At 69.8% G+C, this 25428-nt stretch carries 25 protein-coding genes and 1 tRNA gene; 9 read left to right on the top strand and 17 right to left on the bottom strand.

Annotation, left to right across the window (positions count from 1 at the left end; all coding sequences use genetic code 11):
• Window positions 1–109 precede the first annotated feature (109 nt).
• Entirely contained in the window at window positions 110–1084 is a 975-nt protein-coding gene (locus BM424_RS05955; RefSeq protein WP_245775621.1) for an alpha/beta hydrolase, read from the bottom strand.
• A 28-nt stretch (window positions 1085–1112) separates the two neighbouring features.
• Between BM424_RS05955 and BM424_RS05960 the strand changes: the two genes are divergently transcribed.
• A complete protein-coding gene (locus BM424_RS05960) occupies window positions 1113–1520 on the top strand; it encodes a TIGR03668 family PPOX class F420-dependent oxidoreductase (RefSeq protein ID WP_175547937.1) in 408 nt (135 codons plus the stop codon).
• A gap of 16 nt (window positions 1521–1536) precedes the next feature.
• Here the strand turns inward: BM424_RS05960 and BM424_RS29370 are convergent, their stop codons facing one another.
• The gene (locus tag BM424_RS29370) at window positions 1537–1692 is read right to left on the bottom strand and encodes a hypothetical protein (protein ID WP_245775622.1); all 156 of its coding nucleotides are present in this window, start codon (window positions 1690–1692) and stop codon (window positions 1537–1539) included.
• A gap of 350 nt (window positions 1693–2042) precedes the next feature.
• Between BM424_RS29370 and BM424_RS05970 the strand changes: the two genes are divergently transcribed.
• Complete coding sequence (locus tag BM424_RS05970) at window positions 2043–2351, top strand: hypothetical protein (RefSeq protein ID WP_093414251.1); 309 nt, start codon at window positions 2043–2045, stop codon at window positions 2349–2351.
• A 74-nt stretch (window positions 2352–2425) separates the two neighbouring features.
• Window positions 2426–2510 (top strand) — tRNA-Tyr (locus tag BM424_RS05975).
• A gap of 200 nt (window positions 2511–2710) precedes the next feature.
• On the opposite strand, the gene BM424_RS05980 is transcribed toward BM424_RS05975, so the two are convergent.
• Together BM424_RS05980 and BM424_RS05985 are read right to left on the bottom strand one after the other, a co-directional pair.
• Window positions 2711–3073 (bottom strand): hypothetical protein, encoded by a 363-nt coding sequence (locus BM424_RS05980; protein ID WP_093414253.1) that lies wholly within the window; start codon window positions 3071–3073, stop codon window positions 2711–2713.
• On the bottom strand, window positions 3070–3540 hold the full coding sequence (locus BM424_RS05985; protein WP_093414254.1) for a hypothetical protein: 471 nt from the start codon (window positions 3538–3540) through the stop codon (window positions 3070–3072). The genes BM424_RS05980 and BM424_RS05985 overlap by 4 nt, the downstream gene beginning before the upstream one ends.
• A 95-nt stretch (window positions 3541–3635) precedes the next feature.
• On the opposite strand from BM424_RS05985, the gene BM424_RS05990 reads away from it, so the two are divergent.
• The 4 genes from BM424_RS05990 to rfbA all read left to right on the top strand — a co-directional run bounded on the left by BM424_RS05990 (window position 3636) and on the right by rfbA (window position 7148).
• Window positions 3636–4028, top strand: a complete 393-nt coding sequence (locus BM424_RS05990; protein WP_093414256.1) for a VOC family protein — start codon at window positions 3636–3638, stop codon at window positions 4026–4028.
• 46 nt (window positions 4029–4074) lie between these two features.
• Entirely contained in the window at window positions 4075–4566 is a 492-nt protein-coding gene (locus BM424_RS05995) for a YajQ family cyclic di-GMP-binding protein (protein WP_093414257.1), read from the top strand.
• A 160-nt stretch (window positions 4567–4726) separates the two neighbouring features.
• Window positions 4727–6043, top strand: a complete 1317-nt coding sequence (locus BM424_RS06000) for an HNH endonuclease signature motif containing protein (protein WP_175547938.1) — start codon at window positions 4727–4729, stop codon at window positions 6041–6043.
• A 229-nt stretch (window positions 6044–6272) separates the two neighbouring features.
• Complete coding sequence (rfbA, locus tag BM424_RS06005) at window positions 6273–7148, top strand: glucose-1-phosphate thymidylyltransferase RfbA (RefSeq protein WP_093414260.1); 876 nt, start codon at window positions 6273–6275, stop codon at window positions 7146–7148.
• Between the two features lie 22 nt (window positions 7149–7170).
• Here rfbA and htpX read toward each other — a convergent pair whose 3' ends face one another.
• On the bottom strand, window positions 7171–8046 hold the full coding sequence (gene htpX / locus BM424_RS06010; RefSeq protein WP_093414262.1) for a zinc metalloprotease HtpX: 876 nt from the start codon (window positions 8044–8046) through the stop codon (window positions 7171–7173).
• Window positions 8047–8241: 195 nt separating this feature from the next.
• Here htpX and BM424_RS06015 point away from each other — a divergent pair, with 195 nt between their 5' ends.
• Entirely contained in the window at window positions 8242–9153 is a 912-nt protein-coding gene (locus BM424_RS06015) for a YceI family protein (protein WP_093414263.1), read from the top strand.
• Window positions 9154–9249: 96 nt separating this feature from the next.
• Here the strand turns inward: BM424_RS06015 and ddaH are convergent, their stop codons facing one another.
• Window positions 9250–10104, bottom strand: a complete 855-nt coding sequence (ddaH, locus tag BM424_RS06020; protein ID WP_093414265.1) for a dimethylargininase — start codon at window positions 10102–10104, stop codon at window positions 9250–9252.
• A gap of 74 nt (window positions 10105–10178) precedes the next feature.
• Between ddaH and BM424_RS06025 the strand changes: the two genes are divergently transcribed.
• Window positions 10179–10625: an Lrp/AsnC family transcriptional regulator gene (locus BM424_RS06025; RefSeq protein ID WP_093414266.1), complete on the top strand. Its 447-nt coding sequence runs from the start codon at window positions 10179–10181 to the stop codon at window positions 10623–10625.
• A gap of 19 nt (window positions 10626–10644) precedes the next feature.
• Here BM424_RS06025 and BM424_RS06030 read toward each other — a convergent pair whose 3' ends face one another.
• The 11 genes from BM424_RS06030 to nuoF form a co-directional block, all read right to left on the bottom strand.
• Window positions 10645–11934: a LapA family protein gene (locus tag BM424_RS06030; RefSeq protein ID WP_093414268.1), complete on the bottom strand. Its 1290-nt coding sequence runs from the start codon at window positions 11932–11934 to the stop codon at window positions 10645–10647.
• Window positions 11935–12090: 156 nt separating this feature from the next.
• Window positions 12091–13119 carry a polyprenyl synthetase family protein gene (locus BM424_RS06035; protein ID WP_093414269.1) on the bottom strand — a complete coding sequence of 343 codons (1029 nt, stop codon included), beginning with the start codon at window positions 13117–13119 and terminating at the stop codon, window positions 12091–12093.
• Window positions 13120–13166: 47 nt separating this feature from the next.
• Window positions 13167–14738 carry an NADH-quinone oxidoreductase subunit NuoN gene (gene nuoN, locus BM424_RS06040; RefSeq protein ID WP_093414714.1) on the bottom strand — a complete coding sequence of 524 codons (1572 nt, stop codon included), beginning with the start codon at window positions 14736–14738 and terminating at the stop codon, window positions 13167–13169.
• 14 nt (window positions 14739–14752) lie between these two features.
• Window positions 14753–16330: an NADH-quinone oxidoreductase subunit M gene (locus BM424_RS06045; RefSeq protein WP_093414271.1), complete on the bottom strand. Its 1578-nt coding sequence runs from the start codon at window positions 16328–16330 to the stop codon at window positions 14753–14755.
• 70 nt (window positions 16331–16400) lie between these two features.
• Window positions 16401–18386 (bottom strand): NADH-quinone oxidoreductase subunit L, encoded by a 1986-nt coding sequence (gene nuoL, locus BM424_RS06050; protein WP_425441975.1) that lies wholly within the window; start codon window positions 18384–18386, stop codon window positions 16401–16403.
• A 55-nt stretch (window positions 18387–18441) separates the two neighbouring features.
• Window positions 18442–18741, bottom strand: a complete 300-nt coding sequence (gene nuoK, locus BM424_RS06055; RefSeq protein WP_093414272.1) for an NADH-quinone oxidoreductase subunit NuoK — start codon at window positions 18739–18741, stop codon at window positions 18442–18444.
• Window positions 18738–19727, bottom strand: a complete 990-nt coding sequence (locus BM424_RS06060; RefSeq protein ID WP_093414274.1) for an NADH-quinone oxidoreductase subunit J — start codon at window positions 19725–19727, stop codon at window positions 18738–18740. The genes nuoK and BM424_RS06060 overlap by 4 nt, the downstream gene beginning before the upstream one ends.
• Entirely contained in the window at window positions 19724–20290 is a 567-nt protein-coding gene (nuoI, locus tag BM424_RS06065) for an NADH-quinone oxidoreductase subunit NuoI (protein WP_093414275.1), read from the bottom strand. Before nuoI ends, BM424_RS06060 begins: the two co-directional genes overlap by 4 nt.
• Window positions 20277–21584, bottom strand: a complete 1308-nt coding sequence (gene nuoH, locus BM424_RS06070; protein ID WP_093414277.1) for an NADH-quinone oxidoreductase subunit NuoH — start codon at window positions 21582–21584, stop codon at window positions 20277–20279. Before nuoH ends, nuoI begins: the two co-directional genes overlap by 14 nt.
• The gene (locus tag BM424_RS06075; RefSeq protein ID WP_093414279.1) at window positions 21581–24124 is read right to left on the bottom strand and encodes an NADH-quinone oxidoreductase subunit G; all 2544 of its coding nucleotides are present in this window, start codon (window positions 24122–24124) and stop codon (window positions 21581–21583) included. The genes nuoH and BM424_RS06075 overlap by 4 nt, the downstream gene beginning before the upstream one ends.
• Window positions 24121–25425 carry an NADH-quinone oxidoreductase subunit NuoF gene (gene nuoF / locus BM424_RS06080; protein WP_093414717.1) on the bottom strand — a complete coding sequence of 435 codons (1305 nt, stop codon included), beginning with the start codon at window positions 25423–25425 and terminating at the stop codon, window positions 24121–24123. Before nuoF ends, BM424_RS06075 begins: the two co-directional genes overlap by 4 nt.
• Window positions 25426–25428 lie beyond the last annotated feature (3 nt).

Genomic DNA, 25428 nt, shown 5'->3' on the forward strand with positions numbered 1-25428 from the left:
CGGGAGTTTCTCTTGCGCTCAGCGGGGCGGCTGAGCAACTTTGTGAGGATCACCGCAACAACACCAGCAGAACATCACGGTACGTGTTCGGTCTGACCACAAGATGTCATCATTGGAGATCGAACTCGTCCAGGAAGTCACGCACCGCACGGTCGAGGTCGGCCAGCCCGGACTCCTCGACGGGCAGGTGCCCGGCACCGCGCAACGCCGCCGAGCGGGTCGGCGCTGCGATCCGGCCGAAGAACTCCTCCGACAGCAGCGGCGGCGTCCACCGGTCCTCGTCGGGGTGCGCGAGCAGCAGCGGCGTGCCGGTGAAGCGCTCGGGCGGCAGCGCCGGGGCGGCCACCAGGCAGCTGCGGGCGAAGCGCAGCGAGATCCAGCCGCCACCGGCGAGCTCGTCGGCCCACACGAGGTTTGCGTACTGGCTCTGGTTGGACACCGCGGCGATGTTGACCAGCCAGTGCACCGGCACCCGCGCCGCCGACAACGGCGGGCGCACCAGCGACAGCAGTCCCGACCAGCGCGCCATCTCCGGCCGGGCGGCCAGCACCCGCCGCACCTCGTCACGAGCGGGATCGACGAGGCAGGTGGTGATGACCCCGTCGACGCGGGTGGTCGCGGCGACGTCGTAGGCGAGCCTGCCGCCGGTGCTCACGCCCAGCAGCACGATGGGCCGCCCGTCGCGTTCCCGCTCGCTGCGCACCAGGTCGCGCACGCAGTCCAGCCAGTCCGCGTAGGTCGCGCCGAGCAGCGGGGCGCCGGTGAGCCCGAACCCGGGCAGGTCGGGGGCGATGTACTCGAGGTCGGCCAGCGCGGGCAGCCTGCCGTAGGGCGCGAGCATGCGGCCGTAGGTGCCGACGCCGTGCAGCGCGATCACCTTGGCGGGGGCGTCGGGGCGGTCGACCCGGTCCACGTGCACCTTCAGCCCGCGCCACCGCCACCACTGCTCGTCGGGCGCGTTGTCGGCGCTCAGGCGCAGCGCGCCCGGGAAGAACGCCTGGTAGCGCTGCCAGTGCAGGTGGTCGCGGTAGCCGGGGCCGACGTCGGTGGCGGACCCTGGGGTGGATGGAGCGCTCGAAGGCACACCTCGAACATACGGAGTCCGGGTGACCATGCGCATCAACCGAGAGCAGGCACGTGACCGGATCGCCGCGGCCAGGGTCGCCCACCTGGCGAGCGCCGACGCCACCGGCACACCGCACGTGGTGCCGATCGTGCTCGCGGCCTCGGCCGACGAGCTGATCACCGCGGTCGACTGGAAGCCGAAATCGGGGCGCACGCTGCGCCGGATCCGCAACATCGAGGAGAACCCGCGGGTCTCGGTCCTGGCGGACGGCTACGACGAGGACTGGTCGAAGCTGTGGTGGGCCCGCGCCGACGGCACGGCGGAGATCCGCGACACCCACCCGCTGCTGGACGCGCTGATCGCGAAGTACCCGCAGTACCAGGGAAAACCCCCGGGAGGCCCGCTGATCGCGGTGCGCGTGCACCGCTGGTCGGGCTGGTCCAGCTCCGGCTGATCGAGCTCTGGCCGGTCTAGCTCTGCGGCCTGAGATGCACGACGTCGGAGTCGAGGTCCAGCGGCCCGGCCCCGGACTCGCGCTCGTCCTCCTTGGCCACCTCCACCCAGGCCAGGTGGTCGAGCTGGTGCTTGACCCCAGCGTTGAACAACCCCTCAACCCCCATGGCCACAGACCCACCCCGAGAGCGCTCCGGCGAGGACTCCGGCCCGGCCCCAGGCTCCGGCCCGGCCGCCCGAAGCGCAGCCCGCCGCCTAGCCCGTCCCGCCCGATCAATGGCCATGACTCCACGCTAACCCGACGAACCCCTCGATTCACGCCCCACGTCCCGCGGCCCTCACCCCGCGCAGCGGCACCTCCGGGAGCAACGGGGCCCGGGAGCAGGACAGTTTTTGCCAGAACTGTCCGGACAAAAGGGACACCAACCCCCGGCAGTTATGACTAAAACTGTCCCCAAACCGACGACGCCCCCGGAAACTCCGGCGACGCCGGGCCCCGCCAGGCACTCAGTAGGGTCGAGCCGTGCCCGACCCGTACCACGTCCAGGTCGCGACGACGGACCTCGAAGACCTCGCCCGAGCCCTCGAACTCCTCGACGCCCGCGCGGACCTCAACGACCGCTACCGCAAGATGCTCCACGAATCCCAAGCCCTGCTGAACGAGCCGCAGATCCGCCTCACCCAGGCCCGAGGCCTCGCCAAACGCCTCATGGTCCTGATCAAGGCAGCGGGCCCGGACTTCCCCGACACCCTCGGCCGGCAGGAGCGGGACACCCTCACCGCGGGCACCGAGAAAGCCGACGACCTGGTCTTCCGCCCAGAGGAAACCTGACCGGGGACCCCGGCGAAACATCCCCCGAAGCGGTCTGTATGCTTTTTCCCGCAAGCCAGCACGCTGGCGAGCACGCCGGGTTGCCCGAGCGGCCAAAGGGAGCTGACTGTAAATCAGCCGGCATTGCCTTCGGAGGTTCGAATCCTCCACCCGGCACCAGCAGAAAAAAGACCCCGTGACCAGCATCAAAGCGGTCACGGGGTCTTTGCTTTGCAGTCCCGCCGTGTACGACGGGCCACGGCAGAACTCAGATCTCGCGGGCGCGACGCCTCGCCTAGCGCCCAGTTCAGTGCCGCTGGCAGTGGTCGACGAGTGGTCAGTTGATCAAGCGGGCCGCGCTTCGCGTCGCATCGGAAACCTCAGCGCTCGGTTGCTTTCGGGTGTCCGGTACCGGCGTGCTGGATCCAGACGGTCTTGCGTTCCTCGTCGATCAAGTACCAGATTCTCGCCGCTCCGGTCACTTCGATCTGCCACTGCGGCAGTTGACGGCCTTCGAACGGGGCACTCGACAACGACCCCTTGAGGCGATGATGCCTCCCGGTTTGAGCAGTCCGGACCGGATCGGTGCGCAGCAGCTCCCAAGCCCGGCTGAGGTTTCCGGCCGCTTGCCGACAGAGCTCTTCCCACCCCGACGCCGACGCCGTGTTCCCAAAACGGATCTCCCAGTGCCCCCGCGCGTGATCCGCCGGGGGTGCAGCACGTTCCTTGCGCTTGGGACTCATGAGGCAGGAGGCGTCGGGACCGGGCCTTCGTCAGTGGCACCCGCCGTGAGAGCTGCGTGCAGTTCGGGGTCAGCGTGGACCTCAGCGGTGTTGCGCCACTGCGCGAGCAGGTCCACGACCGGGGCCGGGTTCTCGATGTCGTCAACAGCGCGAAGGGTTTCCACCAGTTCGACCAGAAACTCTCGCCGATCTTCCGTGGGCAGGAAGCGGACCCACGGAAAGGCCTGCGGAACGACGTCAAGCATCAACGCTCGCGCTTGCTTGTCGTGCCGCATCATCGCCACGAACATTCGTGTCGTCGCCGAAACGACCTGGTTGTCCTGCTCGGCCCTGGTCGCAGTCGTGAGGACCAAGTCCTCGGCATCTCGCCGATGCAACAGCAGCTCTCGTCCCGTCGCGAGCTTCGCGACGGTGTCCTTGGGGCGGTTGATCAGCTCGGAGAACTGAGCTTCGACCTTGCTCGACATACTTTCAAACTACTTTGAAAGTGCGCCCCTTCGCAACGGGCTTCGCAGGTCATCACACCATCGGTCTCGTCGGGGCGAGGCGGGAGCATGGGGGGATGCGGGTTTCTCTGGTTTCTCTTGTCGTTGATGAGTACGACCGGGCCATCGAGTTCTTCGTGGGGGTGCTGGGGTTCGAGCTGGTGGAGGACTCGCCGTCGTTGACCAACGACGGGCGGGCGAAGCGGTGGGTCGTGGTGCGGCCGCCGGGGGCGGAGACCGGGCTGCTGCTGACGCGGGCCGACGGAGAGGAGCAGGCCGCGGCCTCGGGGAACCAGACCGGGGGCCGGGTGGGGTTCTTCCTGCACGCCGACGACTTCGACGCGCAGTACCGGCGGATGGTCGAGGCCGGGGTGGAGTTCCTCGGCGAACCTCGGACCGAGCCGTACGGGCGCGTGGTGGTGTTCCGGGACATCGCGGGTAACAAGTGGGACCTGCTCGGACCCCGGTAGCGTGTCCAGGCAGACCTGAACAGCGGCTCAACTGGGAGGTAGTCAGGTGGCAAACCCGTCCTTCGACGTGGTCAGCAAGGTGGATCACCAGGAGGTGGACAACGCGCTGAACCAGGCGGCCAAGGAGCTCGCCAACCGGTTCGACTTCCGGGGCACCGGGACCAAGATCTCCTGGTCCGGTGAGGACGCCGTCGTCCTGGAGTCGGAGACCGAGGAGCGCTGCAAGGCCGCGATCGACGTCTTCAAGGAAAAGCTGATCAAGCGGAACATCTCGCTGAAGGCCCTGGACATGGGCGAGCCGGCGAGCTCCGGCCAGATCTACAAGGTCACCGGCAAGATCGTGCAGGGCATCTCGCAGGACATCGCGAAGAAGATCTCCAAGAAGGTCCGCGACGAGGGACCAAAGGGCGTTCAGGCGCAGATCCAGGGTGACGCGCTGCGGGTGTCCGGCAAGAAGAAGGACGACCTCCAGGCCGTCATCTCGCTGCTGAAGTCCTCCGACTTCGACGTGGCGCTGCAGTTCGAGAACTACCGGTAACACCCGGCACCTCTCCCCGGCCCGTTCCGCCAGATCGACCGGCGGAACGGGCTTTTTCTTCACCTGTAAGAACTTTCGCGTTCCGCGCCCTCGATGATCACCCCATCGAGCGACGGTTTTTCGCTCGTGTTTTCGATTCCCCGCGGGCATCATGGGGAACATGAGTTCGATGACGTTGACCTTCGCCGATGCCGTTGCCACGGCTCGGGCCGCGCTCGCGGAGGCCGTGGCGTCACCGACCCCTGCCCACGAGCTCCGACATGCGATCTCGGAGCTCGAATCGCTCGCACGCCACGTGTACTCGGTTCAAGCCCAGCTGATCCGCCAGGCCGACCACGACGACCTCGCCCGCACCACCGGTGCGCGCAACACCGCGACCTGGCTGCAGGACGCCCTCAACATCAACCCCGGCCAGGCCCGAGGCAGGGTCGAGATCGCCACCGCCGACACAGGCCTGGCCAAGCAGGCCCTGGCCGACGGCGCCATCGGCGTTGAGCACGCCCAGGTCATCACCACCTGCCTGCGCAAACTTCCCCGATCGGCCTCCGGTGAGGCGGTCCGGGTGGAGACGGTACTGACCGAGCAGGCGCGGCGGTGCCGACCGTGGGACCTGCGGCAGCTCGCCGAGGGCATCAACGCCGGCTTCGACCGGCAGACCGCCCTGGCCGACGAGCGGGCGCAGCACGAGTCGCGCGAACTGCACTACGTCACCAGCGGCGACGGCACCGTGCAGATCAAGGCGAGGCTGGACAAGGAGACCGGGCAGAAGTTCATCGCCGCCCTGCGTCCGCTGTCCAAGCCGTGCCCGGCTCACGATGGTCGGCCGGACCCGCGCACACCCGGACAGCGCCACGCGGACGGACTGGCCACGCTGGTCGACCTCGCTCTCGGGGCCGAAGGAATGCCCGGCGTGGGTGGCCAGCGCGTGCAGATCCAGGTCGCCGTCGACTACGACGACCTCATGCGCAGCCTCGACCCCGACGCCATCGGCATCGCTCCCGGAACGTTCGGCAACGGCGTTCCGATCAGCACCGACAACGTGCGCAGGCTGGCCTGCGACGCCGGAATCCTGCCGGTCGTCCTCGGTGGCGACGGTGCCGCTCTCGACTACGGGCGCGAGCAGCGCACCGCACCTCCGCAGCTGCGGGCCGCCCTCTACCGGCGCGACGGCGTGTGCGCGTTCCCCGGGTGCGAGCACCCGCCGGGGACGTCGCAGGCCCACCACATCGTCGAGTGGTTCCACGGCGGGGAAACGTCGCTGACCAACATGGTCATGCTCTGCGCGCACCACCACCGGATCGTCCACAGTGACCGCTGGACCATCGCGATCACGGACGGCAGAGCCGTGTTCACGCCGCCGCGTCGCATCGACCCGACGCGAACACCCCGGGTCGACGACGCCCCGCGGCCCGGCGCCCACCGACAACTGATCAAGGAGGTGATCCCACGACAACGCACCGCCCGACTCGACGACTGAAGCACCGGCCGGACCACCTGACCGGTCGCCCCACCACGCCCTCCGAAGGGCTTGCTGTTTGACAACTGCATACCGGGGTCACCTGCGCGCTGCGGAGCCTGGCGGGTTCGTGCCACGGGGCATGTTGCTCGGGCTGGGCACCGACGGCGGGCCACTGGGCTGGCTACCCTCGTGCGAGGGTGGGTCCGCCGGACGAGCCGGTGCGACTCGAGGTTCAGTGGAGGCTGTTGTGAAGGGGATCGTGCTGGCCGGCGGGAGCGGGACGCGGTTGCACCCGCTCACCCAGGCGGTGTCGAAGCAGCTCCTCCCCGTCTACGACAAGCCGATGATCTACTACCCGATCTCGGTGCTGATGCTGGCCGGGATCCGCGAGGTGCTGCTGATCTCCACGCCCTCCGACCTGCCGCTGTTCCGGCGTTTACTGGGCGACGGATCGCAGTTCGGGATCGACATCTCCTACGCCGAGCAGCCGCAGCCGAACGGGCTGGCCGAGGCGTTCGTCATCGGGGCCGACTTCGTCGCCGACGAACCGGTGGCGCTGGTGCTCGGCGACAACATCTTCTACGGCCAGGGCTTCTCCGGGATCCTCCGCAACTGCGCCCGCGACCTGCTCGGATGCACCCTGTTCGGGTATCCCGTGCGGGACCCGCAGCGCTACGGGGTGGGCGAGGTCGACGACAGCGGCAAGCTGCTGTCGATCGTCGAGAAGCCCGCCGAACCGCGGTCGAACATGGCGATCACCGGCCTCTACTTCTACGACAACGCCGTCGTCGACATCGCCAAGGGCCTCACGCCCTCGGCGCGGGGTGAGCTGGAGATCACCGACATCAACCTCGCCTACCTGCGAGAAGGCCGGGCGCAGCTGACCGAGCTGGGCCGCGGTTTCGCCTGGCTGGACACCGGCACCCACGACTCCCTGCTCGAAGCCGGGCAGTTCGTGCAGGTGCTGGAGCACCGCACCGGCGTGCGGATCGCCTGCCTGGAGGAGATCGCGCTCAAGATGGGCTTCATCTCCGCCGAGGCCTGCTACGAGCTCGGCGCCAAGCAAGCCAAGTCCGGTTACGGCGAGTACGTCATGGAGGTCGCCCGGAAAGCCGGGGCCTGAGACACGCCCACCTGAGACGCGCTCAGCGGATCGGCGGCAGCTGCCGTCCCGCCATGCCCTCCAGCCGGGCGATCCGCTCCGCCATCGGCGGGTGCGTGGAGAACAGCTTCGCGAGCCGCTCGCCCGGGCGGAACGGGTTGGCGATCATCAGGTGCGACTGCGACACCAGCTGCGGTTCCGGGGCCAGCGGGGCCGCCTGCGTGCCCATCTCCAGCCGCCGCAGCGCCGAGGCCAGCGCCAGCGGATCACCCGTGAGCTGGGCTCCCGAGGCATCCGCCTGGTACTCGCGGGACCGGCTCACCGCCATCTGCACCACGGCCGCCGCGATCGGGCCGACCAGCGCCACGAGCAGCATCGCGAACGGGTTCGGCCGTTCCTCGTCGTTGCCGCCGAACATGCCGAAGAACATCCCGAAGTTCGCCAGGAACGTCACCACGCTGGCCAGCGCACCGGCCACGCTGGAGATCAGGATGTCGCGGTTGTAGACGTGCGAGAGCTCGTGGCCGAGCACCGCGCGCAGCTCCCGCTCGTCGAGCAGCTCCAGGATTCCCTGCGTGCAGCACACGGCGGCGTTGCGCGGGTTGCGGCCGGTCGCGAACGCGTTCGGGGCCCGGGTCGGGCTGACGTACAGGGCCGGCATCGGCTGCCGCGCCGACGTCGCCAGCTCGCGCACGATCCGGTACATGGCCGGCTGCTCGGCCTCCGAGACCGGCCTGGCGTGCATCGAGCGCAGCGCCATCTTCGCCGAGTTGAAGTAGGCGTACCCGTTCATGCCCAGCGCCACGACGAGCGCGATGACCAGTCCGGCCCGACCGAAGATCGCGCCGACCAGCAGCACCAGCGCGCTCATCCCACCGAGCAGCACTGCGGTTTTCAGACCGTTGAAATGACTGTGCACCTCTGCCTCCGCCCGTGATTCAACTGGAAAACGCGCGGGCGCGGCCAGTGGTTCCGCTGAACGGATGTGCGGAATGCAACTCCACCCACCGATCGGATGAAATAAGATTTCAATCTACGCTGAAAGGTCTAGCAGATGTAACCGTAAGTCATCCTCCACATCCCCCCAACGGAGGATGGCCAGAAGGGACACCCCATGGTTTTCGCCAAGCTGCGCCGACGCTGGTCGGCCAGCGAGGGCACCCCGGCGCGTTCCCCACGCGGCGGGGGATTCTCCCTCTACCCGACGCCACTGGACAGCGGTCTGGTGAGCGGTCAGGTGCACGACGAACGCGGCGCGCTCCTCCCCGGCGCGACCGTCACCGTCGTCAACCGGTTGAACCAGGTTATCGGAGAGTCGCAGACCGACGCCTACGGCGGTTTCGCGCTCTCCGTCGCGCCCGGCGCCCACCGGTTGTCCATCACCAACGGCGGCTACCGCCGGTTCAGCACCCGAGTCCAGGTTCACGTCAACCAGCACACCCCGCTCGGCAGCCTCGGACTGGAACCCGACGACTCGCTGCAGCTCCCGCAACCCGGCCGCTACCGGTTCGACCCGTACCACACGGAGATCCGGTTCGTGGCCCAGCACATCGGGATGTCCAAGATCCACGGCGAGTTCCGCCAGTTCGACGGCATGATCGAGGTCGCACCCCGGTTCGAGGACTCCCAGATCGAGGTCGTCATGGAGGCCGCCTCCATCGACACCGGCGTGAAGATGCGCGACGACCACCTGCGGTCGGCCGACTTCCTCGACGTCGAATCGCACCCGAGGGTCCTCTTCCGCAGCGAACGGCTCACCCACCTGCGCGCGGACCGCTGGACCGTCAGCGGACGGCTCACGCTGCGCGGCACCACCAGCCCCGTCGACCTGGAGACGTCCTACCTGGGGCAGCGCAGGTACCAGGGCCCGGGCTTCGACGGTGACCTGCGGGTCGCCTGCGACGCCAAGGCCGTGCTGCGGCGCGAGGACTACTCGGTGAACTGGCAGGCCACCCTCGCCAAGGGCATCGCCGTGGTCGGACCGACGATCAACATCGAGATCGGCGTTCAAGCCGTCATGGAATGACGGGCCCCTGACGCACTCGGGACAGCCCCGCGGGACGGCTGCGCAACACTCTTGCGCCGCCGTCCCGCTCCGTCTCAGAGCTCTGTCAGGTGCGCATCAGGAGTGCAGCTCCAGGGTGCAGCACTTCGGGCCGCCGCCGGACTTGCGCAGCTCCGAGACGTCCAGCCCGATCACCTCGTAGCCCCGGTCGGTGAGTTGCTTGGCCAATCCCGCCGCCTCCACCGGCAGCACCACGTGACGGCCGTCGGAGACGCCGTTGAGCCCCAGGCAGGAGGCGTCGGCCGCGTCCGCGATCACCGCGTCCGGGAACATCCGGGCCAGCACCCGGCGAGACCCCTCCGAGAACGCCTCCGGGTAGTAGGCGATCTGCGCGTTCGGCCCCTTCTGCAGCACGAACAGCGCCGTGTCCAGGTGGTAGTAGCGCTCGTCGACGAGGGTGAGCGAGACGACCGGCACCCCCAGCGCCTCCTGCGCCTCCGCGTGCGCGGCCGGATCGGTGCGGAAACCCGTCCCGGCCAGCAGCACCTCCCCGGTCCAGGCGAAATCGCCCTCCGCCTCGTTGATCCGGGTCGGCATCACCAGGTCGCGGTGGCCGCGGGCGACGAACCAGCGGCGGAAGTGCTCGGCCTCGGCGGCGCGCTCCGGCGCGCGGAACCGCGACCCCAGCACGCGTCCCTCGATGACGGTGCCCGAGTTCGCGGCGAAGACCATGTCGGGCAGCCCGGGCTGCGGCTCGATGACGTCCACGGTGTGCCCGAGCCGGAGGTAGGTGTTCTTCAGCTCCTCCCACTGCGCCATCGCCCGAGCCGCGTCCACCGGCTCGTCCGGGTTCATCCACGGGTTGATCGCGTACTCGACGGTGAAGTACGCGGGCGGGCACATCAGGAAGTGGCGGGTGCCGGCCCGCCGGGCCGGAAGCGTGTCGGCGGATCGCGCCGCTGTTGCCGTCATGAATCGAAATCTAAGCGGTGTTGATACCGGCCATCAACGCCGCTCCATTCCCGATCTGCGGCAGAATGTTGCGCATGGACGCCCTGGATCAACGAATCATTTCGCGCCTGGTCGCGGACGCGCGCGCGAGCTACGCGGAGATCGGCTCGGACGTCGGGCTGTCCGCGCCCGCGGTGAAGCGACGGGTGGACAAGCTGCTCGACCAGGGCGTTCTGCAGGGCTTCACGGCCGTGGTCGACCCGGAGGCGCTCGGCTGGGGCACCGAGGCGTTCGTGGAGGTCCACTGCCACGGCAACGTCCCCGCGCACCGCATCCGCACCGGCCTGGAACCGCTGCCGGAGGTCGTCGCCGCCTACACGGTGTCCGGGCAGGCGGACGCGATCGTGCACCTGCGCGCGGCCGACATCCACCACCTGGAGGAGGCGATGGAGCGGCTGCGCGAGGTCGACTTCATCTCCCGCACGGTCTCGACCGTGGTGCTGTCCCGGCTGCTCGAACGCCAGCCCCAGCAGGCAGGCTGAGCTCTCCGAGCCTTCAGGCTCAGCGGTGCCAGGGCTCGAAACCGGCGATCTCGGCGTCGGACGGCGTCCGGAACCAGACGTCGGCGGTGATCTGGTCGTACTCGGGCGAGTCCGGGCTGTGGTACTTCCGGGACGCCGAGTGGCCCTTGATCATCGGCCCGGAGGTCGCCTTCGTCGACCCCTGCTGGACGGGCTCCTGCCCTGCTGACCCCTGTTGGGCGGGCTCCTGCGGGGCTTCCTGCTTGGGGGCTTCCGAGGGGGTTTCCCACTTCGCGTCGCGGCCCGGGTGCGGGCCCGCGCCCGGCGTCCGGCGCGGCAGCGGCGACGACTCGTCCGGGTTGTCGACGAGCTTGATCTCCGCCGGATCGGCGGCGTTCTCGTCGACCTTCGGCAGCGGCCGGCCGTCCTCGACGTGCCTGCGCAGCGACTCCGGGATCGGCGGGACCTCGGCGTGCGCGGCGTCGGCGCGCGGCTGCGGAGTCCGCTTCGGCAGCGGTGCCGCGGACGATCCCGGTTCGTCGAGGGTGCCTCTGACCTGCGCGGACGCGTCCTGCTCGCGGGGAACGGCGGGGATCACCTGAGTGGCGTCGGCGCCGACCGGTGGCGTGTACGGCTCCTGGGCTCCGCCCGCGGACTCCGGCTCGAACAACGAGCGCAGCTGGCCCGAGAGCTGCCCGGAGTCCTCGTCGTCGGCTCCCGGCGGGTACTGCGACGGCCGCGCCTCACCCCGGGCCTCCTCGGCCTCGGGGTTGCGGAACCAGGTGTTGTCCCCGGCCTGCTCGGACTCGGCGACGGGCTCGACGAGGGTCTCGGCGACGGGTTCCGGGGTCGGTTCGGGCTCGGGCAGGCGCCGGGTTCCCGCAGCCTGGGTCTCGGGGGACGGGGTCTCAGCGGCCTGGGTCTCGGCGGGAGCGGAGCGCACCGTCTCCGGCGCCACCCACGGACGCGGCCTGCGGTCCCACTCGTCGACCTGGTGGTCCTCCGGCGCCTCCCACTGGCGCGGCTGCTCCAGCAGGTCCAGCGGCGCGGGCTGGTGCGCGGTCGCCCGCTCGTCGGCGTAGCGCTCGTCGGCGTACCGGTCGTCGACGTAGCGGTCATCGGCGTGCCGGTCGTCCGCGTACCGCTCGTCGTAGACGGGCTCGTCGTACACCGGTTCGTCGTAGAGGGGCTGGGCGTGCAGCGGCCGGGACAGCTCCGCCTTCAGGCGGCGGCGCAGCGGCCGGACGAACAGCAACCAGGTGATGAACGCACCCAGCAGAAATGCGGCGAGGCTCCACAGCCACACCTGGGTGAACAGCCAGGTGATCACGAGTGATGTCCCTCCTCCGGGGCTCCAGCGACACCGCCGGTCACTCCCGGGTTCCTACCACGCGCCCGACGAGCCCCGGTACCTCTTTGACCCGCTCGTGACGGACACGGCGAGTTCAAGACAGCACCCGGCTCACGCGACTGAACACCGGACAGCTCACCAGGTGCGCGCGACCACGTAGTCGACCAGCGAGGACAGCGCGTCGCGGGCCGGCACGTCCGGCAGCGAGGCGAGTTCCTTGCGCGCATCGTCGGCGAACTCCTGCAACGTGCCGCGGGTCCGCTCCAGACCGCGGCTCTCCCGCAGCAGCTCCAGGGCCTCCGCGACCTCGGCGTCGGTGTCCAGCGGACGGGACAGCAGGTCCCGCAGCCGCGGCGAGCAGTTCTCGTCGGCCAGCGCGTACAGCATCGGCAGCGTCTTGACGCCCTCGCGCAGGTCGGTGCCGGGCGTCTTGCCGGACTCGTTCGACGGCGAGGCGATGTCGATGATGTCGTCGGAGATCTGGAACCCGGTCCCGATCAGCGTGCCGATGCGCTCCATCGACTCGATGGTCGCCTCGTCGGCCCCGGAGAACCAGGCGCCGAAGCGACCGGCGGTCGCGATCAGCGAACCCGTCTTCTCGTAGATCACCTTGAGGTAGAAGTCGACGGCGTCCTCGCCGTCGCGGACGCCTTCGGTCTCCCGCATCTGCCCGGTGACCAGCGCCTCGAAGGTGACCGCCATCCGGCGGACCGCCTCGGCGCCGAGGTCGGCGATGAGCTGGGAGCCCTTGGCGAACAGGAAGTCGCCGGTGAGGATCGCGACCGAGTTGTCCCAGCGGGCGTTGGCGCTGGTCGCGCCCCGCCGCATGGTGGCCTCGTCCATCACGTCGTCGTGGTAGAGCGTCGCGAGGTGGATCATCTCCACCACCGCCCCGGACTTGATCACCTCGTCCGTCGTGGGGTCGCCGAACTGGGCGGCGAGCAGCACGAACAGCGGCCGGAACCGCTTGCCGCCCGCGTCCACCAGGTGCAGCGACGTGCGCGTGGCGAAGTCGAGCTCGCTGCGCACCTCGTGGTGCAGCAGCTGCTCGACGCGGGCCATGCCCTGCTTGACCGAGTCGGCCAACGCGGTGTCGGTGATCTGGAAACCACCCGACCCGCCCGCCGTCAGTTCACTGATCGGGTCATCCGCTGGCCTGCTCACGTCACCGTCGCCTTCGCTCCCCCACGATCGCCCTACGGGCGAGCACTCTACGACACGAAGCCGCCGACGTTCGCCCAGTCCAGAGCCAACGTCGGCAACACGCCCAGCAACAGCGTCACGACCACGCCCAGCGTGATCGCCGCCGTCGTGAACGCACCCGGCACGCTGACGGTGGGGCCGTCCGCAGCCGGTTCTTGGAAGTGCATCAGCACGATGACACGAAGGTAGAAGAAGGCCGCAACCGCACTGGCCACCAGGGCCACCACGACCAGCGGCGCCATCCCGTCGGTGAGCGCGGCCTCGAACACCACGAACTTCCCGACGAAACCGCTGGTCATGGGGATGCCGGCGAGGGCGAGCAGGAGGAACGTGAACACCCAGGCAACGAGAGGTGACCGCTTTGCCAGACCCGCCCAGTCCGAAAGGTGAGTTGCCTCACCGTCGGACCGCCGTACGAGGCTGATCACACCGAACACGGCGATCGTGGTGAAGCCGTAGGCCAGCAGGTAGAACAGCGTCGCCGCGAGCCCGCGGTCGGACAGCGCGAGAGCGCCCAGCAGCATGAACCCGGCGTGCGCCACCGACGAGTAGGCGATCATCCGCTTGATGTCGCGCTGGGTCAGGCCCAGCACCACGCCGATGACCATCGACACCACGGCGATCGTCCACACCACGCCGCGCCACTCCCAGCTGGAGGCCTCGAAGGCCACCTGCAGCACCCGCAGGATGCCGCCGAACGCCGCGACCTTGGTGCAGGCGGCCATGAAACCGGTCACCGAGGTCGGCGCGCCCTGGTAGACGTCCGGGGTCCAGGTGTGGAACGGGCCGACCGAGGCCTTGAACAGCAGGCCCACCAGCAGCAGGCCGAGGCCGGCGAACAGCAGCGTGTCCGAGCGCTCCGAACCGGCGGTGGCGTCGGCGATCGCCTGCAGCTTCACCGAACCCGCGTAGCCGTAGAGCAGCGCGAGGCCGTAGAGGAAGAACGCGGAGGCGAACGCCCCCAGCAGGAAGTACTTCACCGCCGACTCCTGCGACAGCAGCCGGCGGCGCTTGGCCAGCCCGCACATCAGGTACAGCGGCAGGCTCAGCACCTCGAGCGCGATGAACATCGTCAGCAGGTCGTTGGCCGCGCAGAACACCATCATCCCGCCGAGGGAGAACAGGGCGAGCGGGAAGACCTCGGTGCGCATCCCGGCCGCCGACGCGGCGGCGCGGCTCATCGTCCCCGGGCCTTCCGCCGGGGCCGCCTCGGCCACGAACGCGCCGCCCGGTTCCACCGAGCGGTCGGCGATCAGCAGCACCGAGCCCAGGCCGAGCGCCAGCAACGTGCCCCACAGGAACAGCGTCGGCGGGTCGATGGCCAGCGAGTCCGACAGCGTCGTCACCCCGGTGCCCGCGGACCGCGCGAAGACCGCCAGCGCGACACCGGCGACGACGATGGCGACCAGGCTCAGCCCGACCTGCACCGACCAGCGCTGGTGCCGGGGCAGGAACGCCTCGACCAGGATCGCCAGGCACGCGGCGGCGAGGATCACCAGCACCGGCGCGATCGCCGCGTAGTCGATCGGCGGGACCTGGACGGCCCCGAGCTGGGCCGGGACGCTCCCCGTGACTCCCATGAACGCTCCCACTGTCAGTTACCTCCCTGCGAGGTCACGGGGTCGGTGACGCCGACCTCGCTCATGGTTGCCGCGACCGACGGGTTGATCACGTCCAGCACCGGTTTCGGGTACACGCCGAGCCCGACGATCAGCACGATCAGCGGGGCCAGCACGGCGATCTCGCGGGCGCCGAGGTCGGCGAGCCGAAGCCGGTGCGCGCCTTCCCGATTCGGGTCGGTCACCGCGCCCGGGCCGCCCGCGGTGCCCAGCAGCGCGTCGCCGCGCACCGGGCCCTGCATGGTGCGCTGGTAGAGCCACAGCACGTAGACCGCGGCCAGCACCATGCCGATCGTGGCCAGCGTCGCGTACACCGGCCGGGTCGTGAAAGACCCGACGAGCACGAGGAATTCGCTGACGAACGAGTTCGTCCCGGGCAGCGACAGGGTGCTCAGACCGGCGATGAGCAGGGTGCCCGCCAGCAGCGGGGTCATCTTCGCCATGCCGCCGTAGTCGGCGATGCGGGTCGAACCGCCGCGCGCGATGATCATGCCGATGACCAGGATCAGCATGCCGGTGGCGATGCTGTGGTTGACCATGTACGACGCCGAGCCGACCTGGGCCTGGCTGGTGAAGGCGAAGATGCCCATCGCGATGAACCCGAAGTGCGCGATGGACACGTAGGCGACGAACCGCTTGAGGTCGGTCTGCCCGAACGCCTGCAGCGAGCCGTAGAGCACCCCGATCACCGCCAGCACCAGCACCAGCGGCGCCAGCTGCTGCGAGGCCTGCGGGGTCAGCGGCAGGCTGTAGCGCAGGAACCCGAAGGTGCCGACCTTGTCGAGCACGCCGACGACGATCACCGCGACACCGATCGGCGCCTGCTGCGCGGCGTCCGGCAGCCAGGTGTGGAACGGGATCAGCGGTGCCTTGATGGCGAACGCGACGAAGAAGCCCAGGAACAGCCAGATCTGCACGTTCACCGGGGCGTCGGACAGGATCGGGACGAGCTTGGCCCAGTCGAAGGTGCCCTCGCCGGTGACCTGCGCGCTGTAGCTGTAGGCGCCGATCGCCGAGGCCAGCATGATCAGGCCGCCGAGGAACGAGTACAGGAAGAACTTCACCGCGGCGTAGGTGCGGTTCTCACCGCCGTAGCCGCCGATGAGGAAGTACATCGGGATCAGCATGATCTCGAAGAGCACGTAGAACAGGAACACGTCGGTGGCGGCGAACACCGCGACGGTCAGCGCCTGTTCGAGCAGCAGCAGCGAGAAGAACCCGCCGTGCGTGCGGCCCTCGGGCAGCCGCTCGCCCCAGCTGTAGCCGAGCACGAGCGGGGTGAGCACGGCGATGACCACGATCATCACCAGCGCGATCCCGTCGACGCCGAACGACAGGTTGATGTCGAACGACGGGATCCACGGGACCGAGCTGGTCAGCTGCAGCCGGGGACCGGCCGGGTCGTAGGCGAACCAGGCGGCCACCGCGATCACGACCTCGGCGAGGGAGAACCCGAGCGCGGCCCACTTCGCCGCGCCGGTGTTGCCGCGCAGCAGCGCCACGACGACCGACCCGACGAGGGGCAGCAGCACCAGGGCGAGCAGCAGGGTCATCGGTTCTCCTCCCGGAGCTGGACGGACTCGACGGGCAGCGTCAGTGCCGGCGGGGTCAGTGCCGGCCGGGTCATGAGGGGATCCCCACTGCCATCAAGGCGGCGATCACCACGACGCCGCCGAAGAGCATGGACAGGGCGTAGGACCGGACGAACCCGGTCTGCCAGCGGCGCATCCGGCCGGAGCTGAACGCCAGCAGCGCGGCGATGCCGGACACCGTGCCGTCGACGCCCTTGCGGTCGACCGCGAGCAGACCCTTGGTGAGCCCGAAGGTGGGGCGCACCGCGAGCAGGTCGTTGAACTTGTTGCCGCCCAGGTCGGCCCGGGCCGCGCGCACGACCGGCGAGACCTTCTCGGGGCGCTGCACCGGAACCGGCTTGCGGCCCACCACCAGCCACGCGATCAGCACGCCCAGCGCGGACAGGCCCACGGTGAGCACAGGGATCAGCGAGTGCGGGATGGCGGTGTGCGGCGACTCCTGCAGCTCGCCCAGCGACGGCGACAGGAACGTCACCAGCCGGTCGCCGCCGGCCAGGAACATGCCCGCCGCGATCGAGCCGACGGCCAGCACGATCATCGGTGCGGTCATGATCGCCGGGGACTCGTGCGGGTGGAATTCCTTGCCGTCGGCCGACTTCAGGTCCTTCCAGCGCTTCTCGCCGAAGAACGTCATCAGCACCAGGCGCGTCATGTAGAACGCGGTGATGCCCGCGCCCAGCATCGCGGCGCCGCCGAAGACCCAGCCGCGCCAGCCCTCCTGGCCGAACGCGGCCTCGATGATGGCGTCCTTGGAGTAGTAGCCGGACAGGAACGGGAACCCGATCAGCGCCAGGTAGCCGAGCCCGAAGGTGCCGAAGGTGATCGGCATGTACCGGGCGAGCCCGCCGAACTTGCGCATGTCGACCTCGTCGTTCATGCCGTGCATGACCGACCCGGCGCCGAGGAACAGCCCGGCCTTGAAGAAGCCGTGCGTGAGCAGGTGCATGATGCCCAGCGCGTACCCGGCGGGGCCGAGCCCGACGGCCAGCACCATGTAGCCGATCTGGCTGACCGTGGAGTAGGCCAGCACCTTCTTGATGTCGTCGTAGGCGCAGCCGATGACGCATCCGACCAGCAGCGTCACGGCGCCGACGATGGTGACGGCCAGCTGCCCGCCCGGCGAGAGCGAGAACAGCGGATTGGAGCGGGCCACCAGGTAGACGCCCGCGGTGACCATCGTCGCGGCGTGGATCAGCGCCGACACCGGGGTCGGGCCCTCCATCGCGTCCGGCAACCAGGCCTGCAGCGGGACCTGGCCGGACTTGCCGCAGGCGCCGAGCAGCAGCAGGAGCGTGATCGCCAGCAGCACGCCGGGCGAGAGCTCACCGGCGCGGGCGAAGACCTCCGCGTACTGGGTGGTGCCGAGGTTCGCGAACAGCAGGAAGATCGCCAGCGCGAGACCGACGTCGCCGACCCGGTTCATCACGAACGCCTTGGTGGCCGCGGCGGCCGCCGACGGGCGGTGCTGCCAGAACCCGATCAGCAGGTAGGACGCCAGGCCGACGCCCTCCCAGCCGAGGTAGAGGGTCACGAAGCTGTTGCCCAGCACCAGGATCAGCATCGCGGCGACGAACAGGTTCAGGTAGCCGAAGAACCGGCGGCGCTCGGTGTTGTCGGCGCCGGTGCGGCCCTGCTGGTCGTGGCTCATGTAGCCGATCGAGTACAGGTGGATCAGCGACCCCACACCCGTGATCAGCAGCACGAACACCATCGCCAGCGGGTCCAGCCGGAGCCCGAAGTCGACCTGCAGCGCGTTCACCGGGATCCACGAGAACAGGTGCAGCTCGCGGACCTGTTCCCCTTCGGGGCTGCCGGCGACCGAGGTGAACAGCCAGAGCCCGTAGGCGAACGAGGCGATCACCGCCGCCGACCCCAGCAGGTGGCCCCAGGCGTTGGCCCGCCGTCCCGCGAGCAGCAGGATCGCGGCACCCACCAGCGGGAACGCGACCAGCAGCCAGGCGTAGGACTGCGCCGGACCGGTCGCGTCGGCGACCTCCGCTGCGGTTTCAAGCATCATTGCCGTCACCACGCGCCCTCTCAGTCGTTCTCAGCAGCTCAGTACTCATGTCAGCTCAGTACTTGAGGAGGTTGGCGTCATCGACCGAGGCCGAGCGACGCGTCCGGAAGATCGACATGATGATCGCCAGGCCGACCACGACTTCGGCGGCCGCGACGACCATCACGAAGAACGCCATGACCTGCCCGTGCACCGTGCCCTCGATGCGGGCGAAGGTGACCAGCGTCAGGTTCACCGCGTTGAGCATCAGCTCGACGCACATGAACACCACGATGGCGTTGCGCCGCACCAGGACTCCGACCGCGCCGATCGAGAACAGCAGCGCGGACAGCAGCAGGTAGTAGGTGGGGGTCACTGGTGAACCTCCTCGGTGGCGTGCCCCGAGCGCGCGTGCCCGTTCTCCTGGGAGCCGTTCTCCTGGGAGGAGTGGGGTACCGGGATGTCCGGCCCGCCGGATTCCCCTGACTTGCCGGTCTCACCGGGCTTGCCGGGCTCACCGGTGCCGGTCTGCTCTGGCACCTCGGGTTCGCCGCCGGTCAGCGCGTGGGCGCCGGGCTCGGGTTCGTCGCCGGCGATCGCGCGGCGCTCCTCGTCGAGCTTCTCCGCGGGCAGGTTCTCCAGCAGCTCCGACAGCGACTCCGGCGCCACCGAGCCGTCCGGCAGCAACGCGGGCACCGCGACCGAGTTGGCCGTGGCGTACACGCCGGGACCGGGCAGCGGCGACGGGCGCTCGCCGCGGAACCGCTGGTTGGCGCGCTCCCGCTGGCTCAGGCGCGGGCCGCGGCCCTTGCCGCCGTAGGCCAGCACCATCGCGCCGACGGCCGCGGTGATCAGCAGCGCGGAGGTCAGCTCGAACGGGAACAGGTAGTCGGTGAAGATCAACCGGCCGAGGCCGCCCGCACCGCCGCCGGACGGCTGCCAGGCGTCCAGCGGCGGGGCCGCCTGCACCGAGGTCAGCGACCGAGCGAGGCCCGTGACCAGCAGCGCCGCCAGGCCGATCCCGCCGAGACCGGCCCAGAGGCGTTGTCCGCGCAGGACTTCCACCACCGAGTCCGACGAGTCGCGGCCGACCATCATCAGCACGAACAGGAACAGCATCATGATCGCGCCGGTGTAGACGATGATCTGGGTGAAGCCCAGGAACGACGCGCTCTGACCCATGTAGAGCACGCCGAGGCTCAGCATCGTCAGCACCAGCCACAGCGCCGAGTGCACCGCGTTGCGGGCGAAGACCATGCCGAGCGCGCCCAGCAGCGACAGCGGGCCGAGGATCCAGAACAGCACCGTCTCCCCGGTGCCGACCACGTCGCCGGCCTGCGCCAGCACGATTCCGGTGCTCATCGCGCGTCCACCTCCGGACCGGACTCGACCGTGGCCCCGGTCGGAACACCGCGCTGCTTGGCGAGTTCGGGGCCGTTGACGTAGTAGTCCTGCTCGTCGTCGCCGAGGCGCATCGCGTGCGGCGGCTGCTCCATGCCGGGCAGCAGCGGCGCCAGCATGTCGGCCTTGGTGTAGATCAGGTCCTGGCGGTTGTCGTCGGCGGTCTCGTACTCGTTGGTCATCGTCAGCGCCCGCGTCGGGCACGCCTCGATGCACAACCCGCAGCCGATGCAGCGCAGGTAGTTGATCTGGTAGTCCTTGCCGTACCGCTCGCCGGGCGAGAACCGCGCCTCGTCGGTGTTGTTCCCGCCCTCCACGAAGATCGCGTCGGCCGGGCACGCCCACGCGCACAGCTCGCAGCCCACGCACTTCTCCAGCCCGTCCGGGTGCCGGTTGAGCTGGTGGCGGCCGTGGAACCGGGGTGCGGCGACCTTCTTGACCTCGGGGTACTCCTCGGTGACGACCTTCTTGAACATCGTCGAGAAGGTGACGCCGAATCCCTTGATCGGATCAAACATTCCCATGGGGCGCCTCCTCGCCTTCCGGACCCGCGAGTTCGCCGGAACCGGTGCCGCTGCGCACCGGGGTGCGTCGCGGCGGGGTCTTGGGGACTTCCAGGTCGAGCGGCGGCACGGGGAACCCGCTGCCCGCCATCGGCACCTCGTCGGGGTCCTCGGCCGGCTTGCGGTCCGGGATGAGGAACGTGGCCGCGACCAGGATCACCACCACGACCGCGCCGCCGATCATGAACTGCTGGGTGCTGACGGTGTCGGAGTTGCGCAGCGCGCGGATCACCGTCACCGCCACGATCCACACCAGGCTGACCGGGACCAGCAGCTTCCAGCCGAGGTCCATGAACTGGTCGTAGCGCAGTCGGGGCAGGGTGCCGCGCAGCCACACGAAGAAGAACAGGAACGCGATCGTCTTGCCGAGGAACCACAGCACCGGCCACCAGCCGGTGTTGAGGACCCCGTCGCCGATCAGCGACAGCGGCCACGGCGCGTGCCAGCCGCCGAGGAACAGGGTCGTCGCCAGCGCCGAGACGGTGACCATGTTGATGTACTCGGCGAGGAAGAACAGCGCGAACTTCAGCGACGAGTACTCGGTGTGGAAACCGCCGACCAGCTCGGACTCGGCCTCGGGGAGGTCGAACGGGGCGCGGTTGGTCTCGCCGACCATCGACACCACGTAGACCAGGAAGCTCACCGGCAGCAGCGCGAAGAACCAGCCGTTCTCCTGCGCGGCGACGATGCCGGAGGTCGACAGCGTCCCGGCGTACATGATCACCGCGACGAACGACAGGCCCATCGCGATCTCGTAGGAGATCACCTGCGCGGCCGACCGCAGCGACCCCAGCAGCGGGTACGGCGATCCGGACGCCCACCCGGCGAGCACGATGCCGTACACGCCGACGGAGGCGCAGGCCAGCACGACCAGCAGGCCGACCGGCAGGTCCACCAGCTGCAGCGCGGTGCGCTCGCCGAAGATGGTGACCTCGGGGCCGATCGGCATCACCGAGAACGACACCAGCGCGGGCGTCGCGGAGATCGCCGGGGCCAGGAAGTACACCCACTTGTCGGCCATGACCGGCCGGATGTCCTCCTTGAACGCCAGCTTCAGGCCGTCGGCCAGCGACTGGAGCATGCCGAAGGGACCCGCCCGGTTCGGTCCGGGCCGGTGCTGCATGCGGCCGATGACCCGGCGTTCCGCCCAGATCGTCAGCAGCGTCATGAGCACCAGGAACACGAAGATGGCCACGACCTTGATCAGGATCAGCCAGATCGGGTCGTCGGCGAGCAGTTCGGCCGTCTCGGTCATGCGTTCCCCCCGCGGTGGTGGGCGGAGTTGCCGTTCACGCTGGTGGCGCCGTTCGGGGAGTGCCCGTTTCCGCCCTGGTCCCCGCACACCGGCGCGAGGTCGACGAGCGACCCGTGCCCGGCGCCGAGGGCCTGGTGCACCCGCGCCTTGCCGGAGTCGGTCGGCACCCACACGACGTCGTCGGGCATCTCGGCGATCTCGACCGGCAGCACGATCCTGCCGCGCTCGGTGCGGATCTCCAGGCGCTGTCCGGAACTGATCTCGACGCGCCTGGCGGTCTCGGGCGAGACGATCGCGACCCGGTTGCGGGCGGTGCCGGCGAGGTTCGGCTCGTCGGCCTGCAACGACCCGTTGTCCAGCAGCTGCCGCCAGGTGCCCAGCACGGCCTGCCCGGGTCCGGGTCGCGGCGCGTGCGCGGCGGTCTCGTCCGGGAACGGCGTGCGAGCACCGGTGTGCGTGCCGAGCCGGTCGAGCTCGGCGGCCGCGGCGGCCGGGCTCTGGGTGAACAGGTCCGCGTCCATCTCCACCGCGAGGGTGTCGAGCACCCGGCAGTCCGGCAGCGCGCCGGTGCCGTCGATGGTGGTGGCGAACTCGCGGCGGCGACCCTCCCAGTTGAGGTAACTGCCGTGCTTCTCCGCGCTGGGCGCGATCGGCAGCACCACGTCGGCCCGCTCGGTCACCGCGCTCGGCCGGAGTTCCAGGCTGACCACGAAATCGGCGGTCTCCAGGGCCTTCCGGGCCAGCTCGGGGTCGGGCAGGTCGTCCGGGTCGACGCCGCCGAGCACCAGCCCGGACAGCTCGCCGGAGGCCGCGGCGGTGAGGATCTCGGTGAGGTCGCGTCCCGCCGAGGCCGGCAGCGAGCCGGGCGCCATGCCCCAGGTCCGCTCGACGTCGGAGCGGGCGTGGTCGTCGACGACGGGCCGCGCGCCGGGCAGCAGCGTCGGCAGCGCACCGGCCTCGATGGCGCCGCGCTCACCGGCGCGCCGCGGGATCCAGGCGACCTGGGCCCCGGTGCGCTGGGCCGTGCGCAGCACCTCGGAGAGCAGTCCGGGAACCTCGGCGGCGCGCTCGCCGACGACGAGCACCGCGCCCTGCTGCCGGATCGCCTCGTCCACATCGGACGGCAGTTCCCGCAGCGCGGCGGCCTCGCCACCGGGCACGCACTCGACGAGCGAACCGGTGCGCACCGGTCCTCCCGCGTGGGTGATCACCGTGGTCTTCTCCACGCCCGGCGAGGTGCGCGGGGCGACGTGGAAGACCTGCGTGGTGCCCTGCCGGGCGGCCTTGCGCAGCCGGAGGAAGACGATCGGCGACTCCTCCTCCGGCTCGAACGCCACGCACAGCACGGCCGGGGCGGACTCCAGATCCCGGTAGGTGACACCGGTTTCGGGCGTCACGCCGACCACGGTGGACTCCAGGAACCGCAGCTCCTCGGCGGAGTGCGGGCGGGCCCGGTGGTCGATGTCGTTGGTTCGCAGGGCGACCCGTGCGAACTTCGAGTAGGCGTAGGCGTCCTCGACGGTCAACCGGCCGCCGGGCAGCACCCCGACCCCGCGCGCGTCACGCGCGGCGGTCAGGCCCTGCGCGGCCGCCTGCAGCGCCTCGGTCCAGGAGGCCTCGCGCAGCTCCCCGTTCACCCGGATCTGCGGCCGGGTGATGCGGTCGGCGGCGTTGGCGTAGCGGAACGCGAAGCGGCCCTTGTCGCAGATCCACTCCTCGTTGACCTCCGGGTCGTCCCCGGCGAGCCGGCGCATCACCTTGCCGCGCCGCCAGTCGGTCCGGGTCGCGCAGCCCGAGGCGCAGTGCTCGCACTGCCCCGGCGTGGAGACCAGGTCGAACGGCCGCGACCGGAACCGGTAGGCGGCGCTGGTGAGCGCGCCGACCGGGCAGATCTGGATGGTGTTGCCGGAGAAGTAGGACTGGAACGGCTGCTGCTCGCCGATGCCGATCTGCTGCAGCGCACCGCGTTCCAGCAGCTCGATGAACGGGTCACCGGCGATCTGCTTGGAGAAGCGGGTGCAGCGCTGGCACAGCACGCAGCGCTCGCGGTCCAACAGCACCTGCGAGGAGATCGGGACCGGCTTGGCGAAGGTCCGCTTGGTGTCGCGGAACCGCGACTCGGCGCGACCGTGCTTGAGCGCCTGGTTCTGCAGCGGGCACTCGCCGCCCTTGTCGCAGATCGGGCAGTCCAGCGGGTGGTTGATCAGCAGCAGCTCCATCACGCCCTGCTGCGCCTTGTCCGCGACGGGCGAGGAGTTCTGCGTCTTGACGACCATCCCGTCGGCGACGGTCATGGTGCAGGAGGCCTGCGGTTTCGGCATCGGCCGGCCGTTCATCTCGACCTCGACCAGGCACTGCCTGCAGGCGCCCGCCGGGTCCAGCAGCGGGTGGTCGCAGAACCGCGGGATGGTGATGCCCATCCGCTCCGCGGTCCGGATCAGCAGCTCGCCCTTGGGGGCGTCGACCTCGATCCCGTCGATGGTGAGCCGGACGTGCCCTTCGGGGACCGGGCGCGCTTCGGATTCGGGTGCCAGGGTCATCGGGCCGCTCCCACGAGGTCCGGAGCCGTCTGCTTCTTGTTGGAGTCGCACAGCGCGAGGAACTCCTCGCGGAAGTACTTGATGCCGCTGGTGATCGGGCTGACCGCGCCGTCACCGAGCGCGCAGAAGGAGCGGCCGAAGATGTTGTCGCAGACGTCGAGGAGGGTGTCGATGTCCTCCTCGGTGCCGTGCCCGTCGACCATCCGCTCCAGCACCTGCGCCATCCAGTAGGTGCCCTCCCGGCAGGGGGTGCACTTGCCGCAGGACTCGTGCTCGTAGAACTGGGTCCACTTCATCACCGCCCACGGCACCGACACCGTCTCGTTGAACACCTGCACGGCGGTGGTGCCCAGCATCGATCCGGCTTCGGCCGCGCCCTCGAAGTCCAGCGGGACGTCGAGGTGCTCGGCGGTGAACAGCGGGGTGGACGACCCGCCGGGGGTCCAGAACTTCAGCGGGACGCCGTCCTTCATGCCGCCCGCGAGCTCCAGCAGCTGCCGCAGGGTGGTGCCCATCGGCGCCTCGTACTGGCCGGGCCGCTCGACGTGACCGGAGATCGAGTAGATCTTCGGTCCGGGCGACTTCTCGCTGCCCATCGTGCGGAACCAGTCGGAGCCGCCGTTGACGATGAACGGCACCGAGGCGATGGTCTCCACGTTGTTCACCGTCGTCGGGCAGGCGTAGAGCCCGGCCGCGGCGGGGAACGGGGGCTTGAGCCGCGGCTGGCCGCGCTTGCCCTCCAGCGAGTCCAGCAGCGCCGTCTCCTCGCCGCAGATGTAGGCGCCCGCCCCGGCGTGCACGACGATGTCCAGGTCGAACCCGGAATCGAGGATGTTCTTGCCGAGGTAACCGGCCGCGTAGGCCTCGCGGACCGCGTGGTGCAGCCGCCGCATCGGGTGCAGCGCCTCGCCGCGCACGTAGATCATGCAGTGGTTGGCCCGCATCGCGTAGCTGGCGATGATGCAGCCCTCGATGAGCGCGTGCGGGTCGGCCATCATCAGCGGGATGTCCTTGCAGGTGCCCGGTTCGCCCTCGTCGGCGTTGATCACCAGGTAGTGCGGCTTGACCGGGTCCTTCGGCATGAAGCCCCACTTCACGCCCGCCGGGAAACCGGCGCCGCCGCGACCGCGCAGGCCCGCGGCCTTGACCAGCTCGATCAGCTGGTCCGGGTGCGCGCCCAGCGCCTTGCGCAGCGCGGTGTAGCCCTCCAGCCGCTCGTAGGTCTCCAGCCGCCAGGCGTCCGGCGACAGCCACCGCTTGGTCAGCACCGGGGTCACCGGGCTGGGAGTCGGTTCGGTCATGGC

It is taken from the genome of Saccharopolyspora flava (genome assembly GCF_900116135.1).
Classification (GTDB): domain Bacteria; phylum Actinomycetota; class Actinomycetes; order Mycobacteriales; family Pseudonocardiaceae; genus Saccharopolyspora; species Saccharopolyspora flava.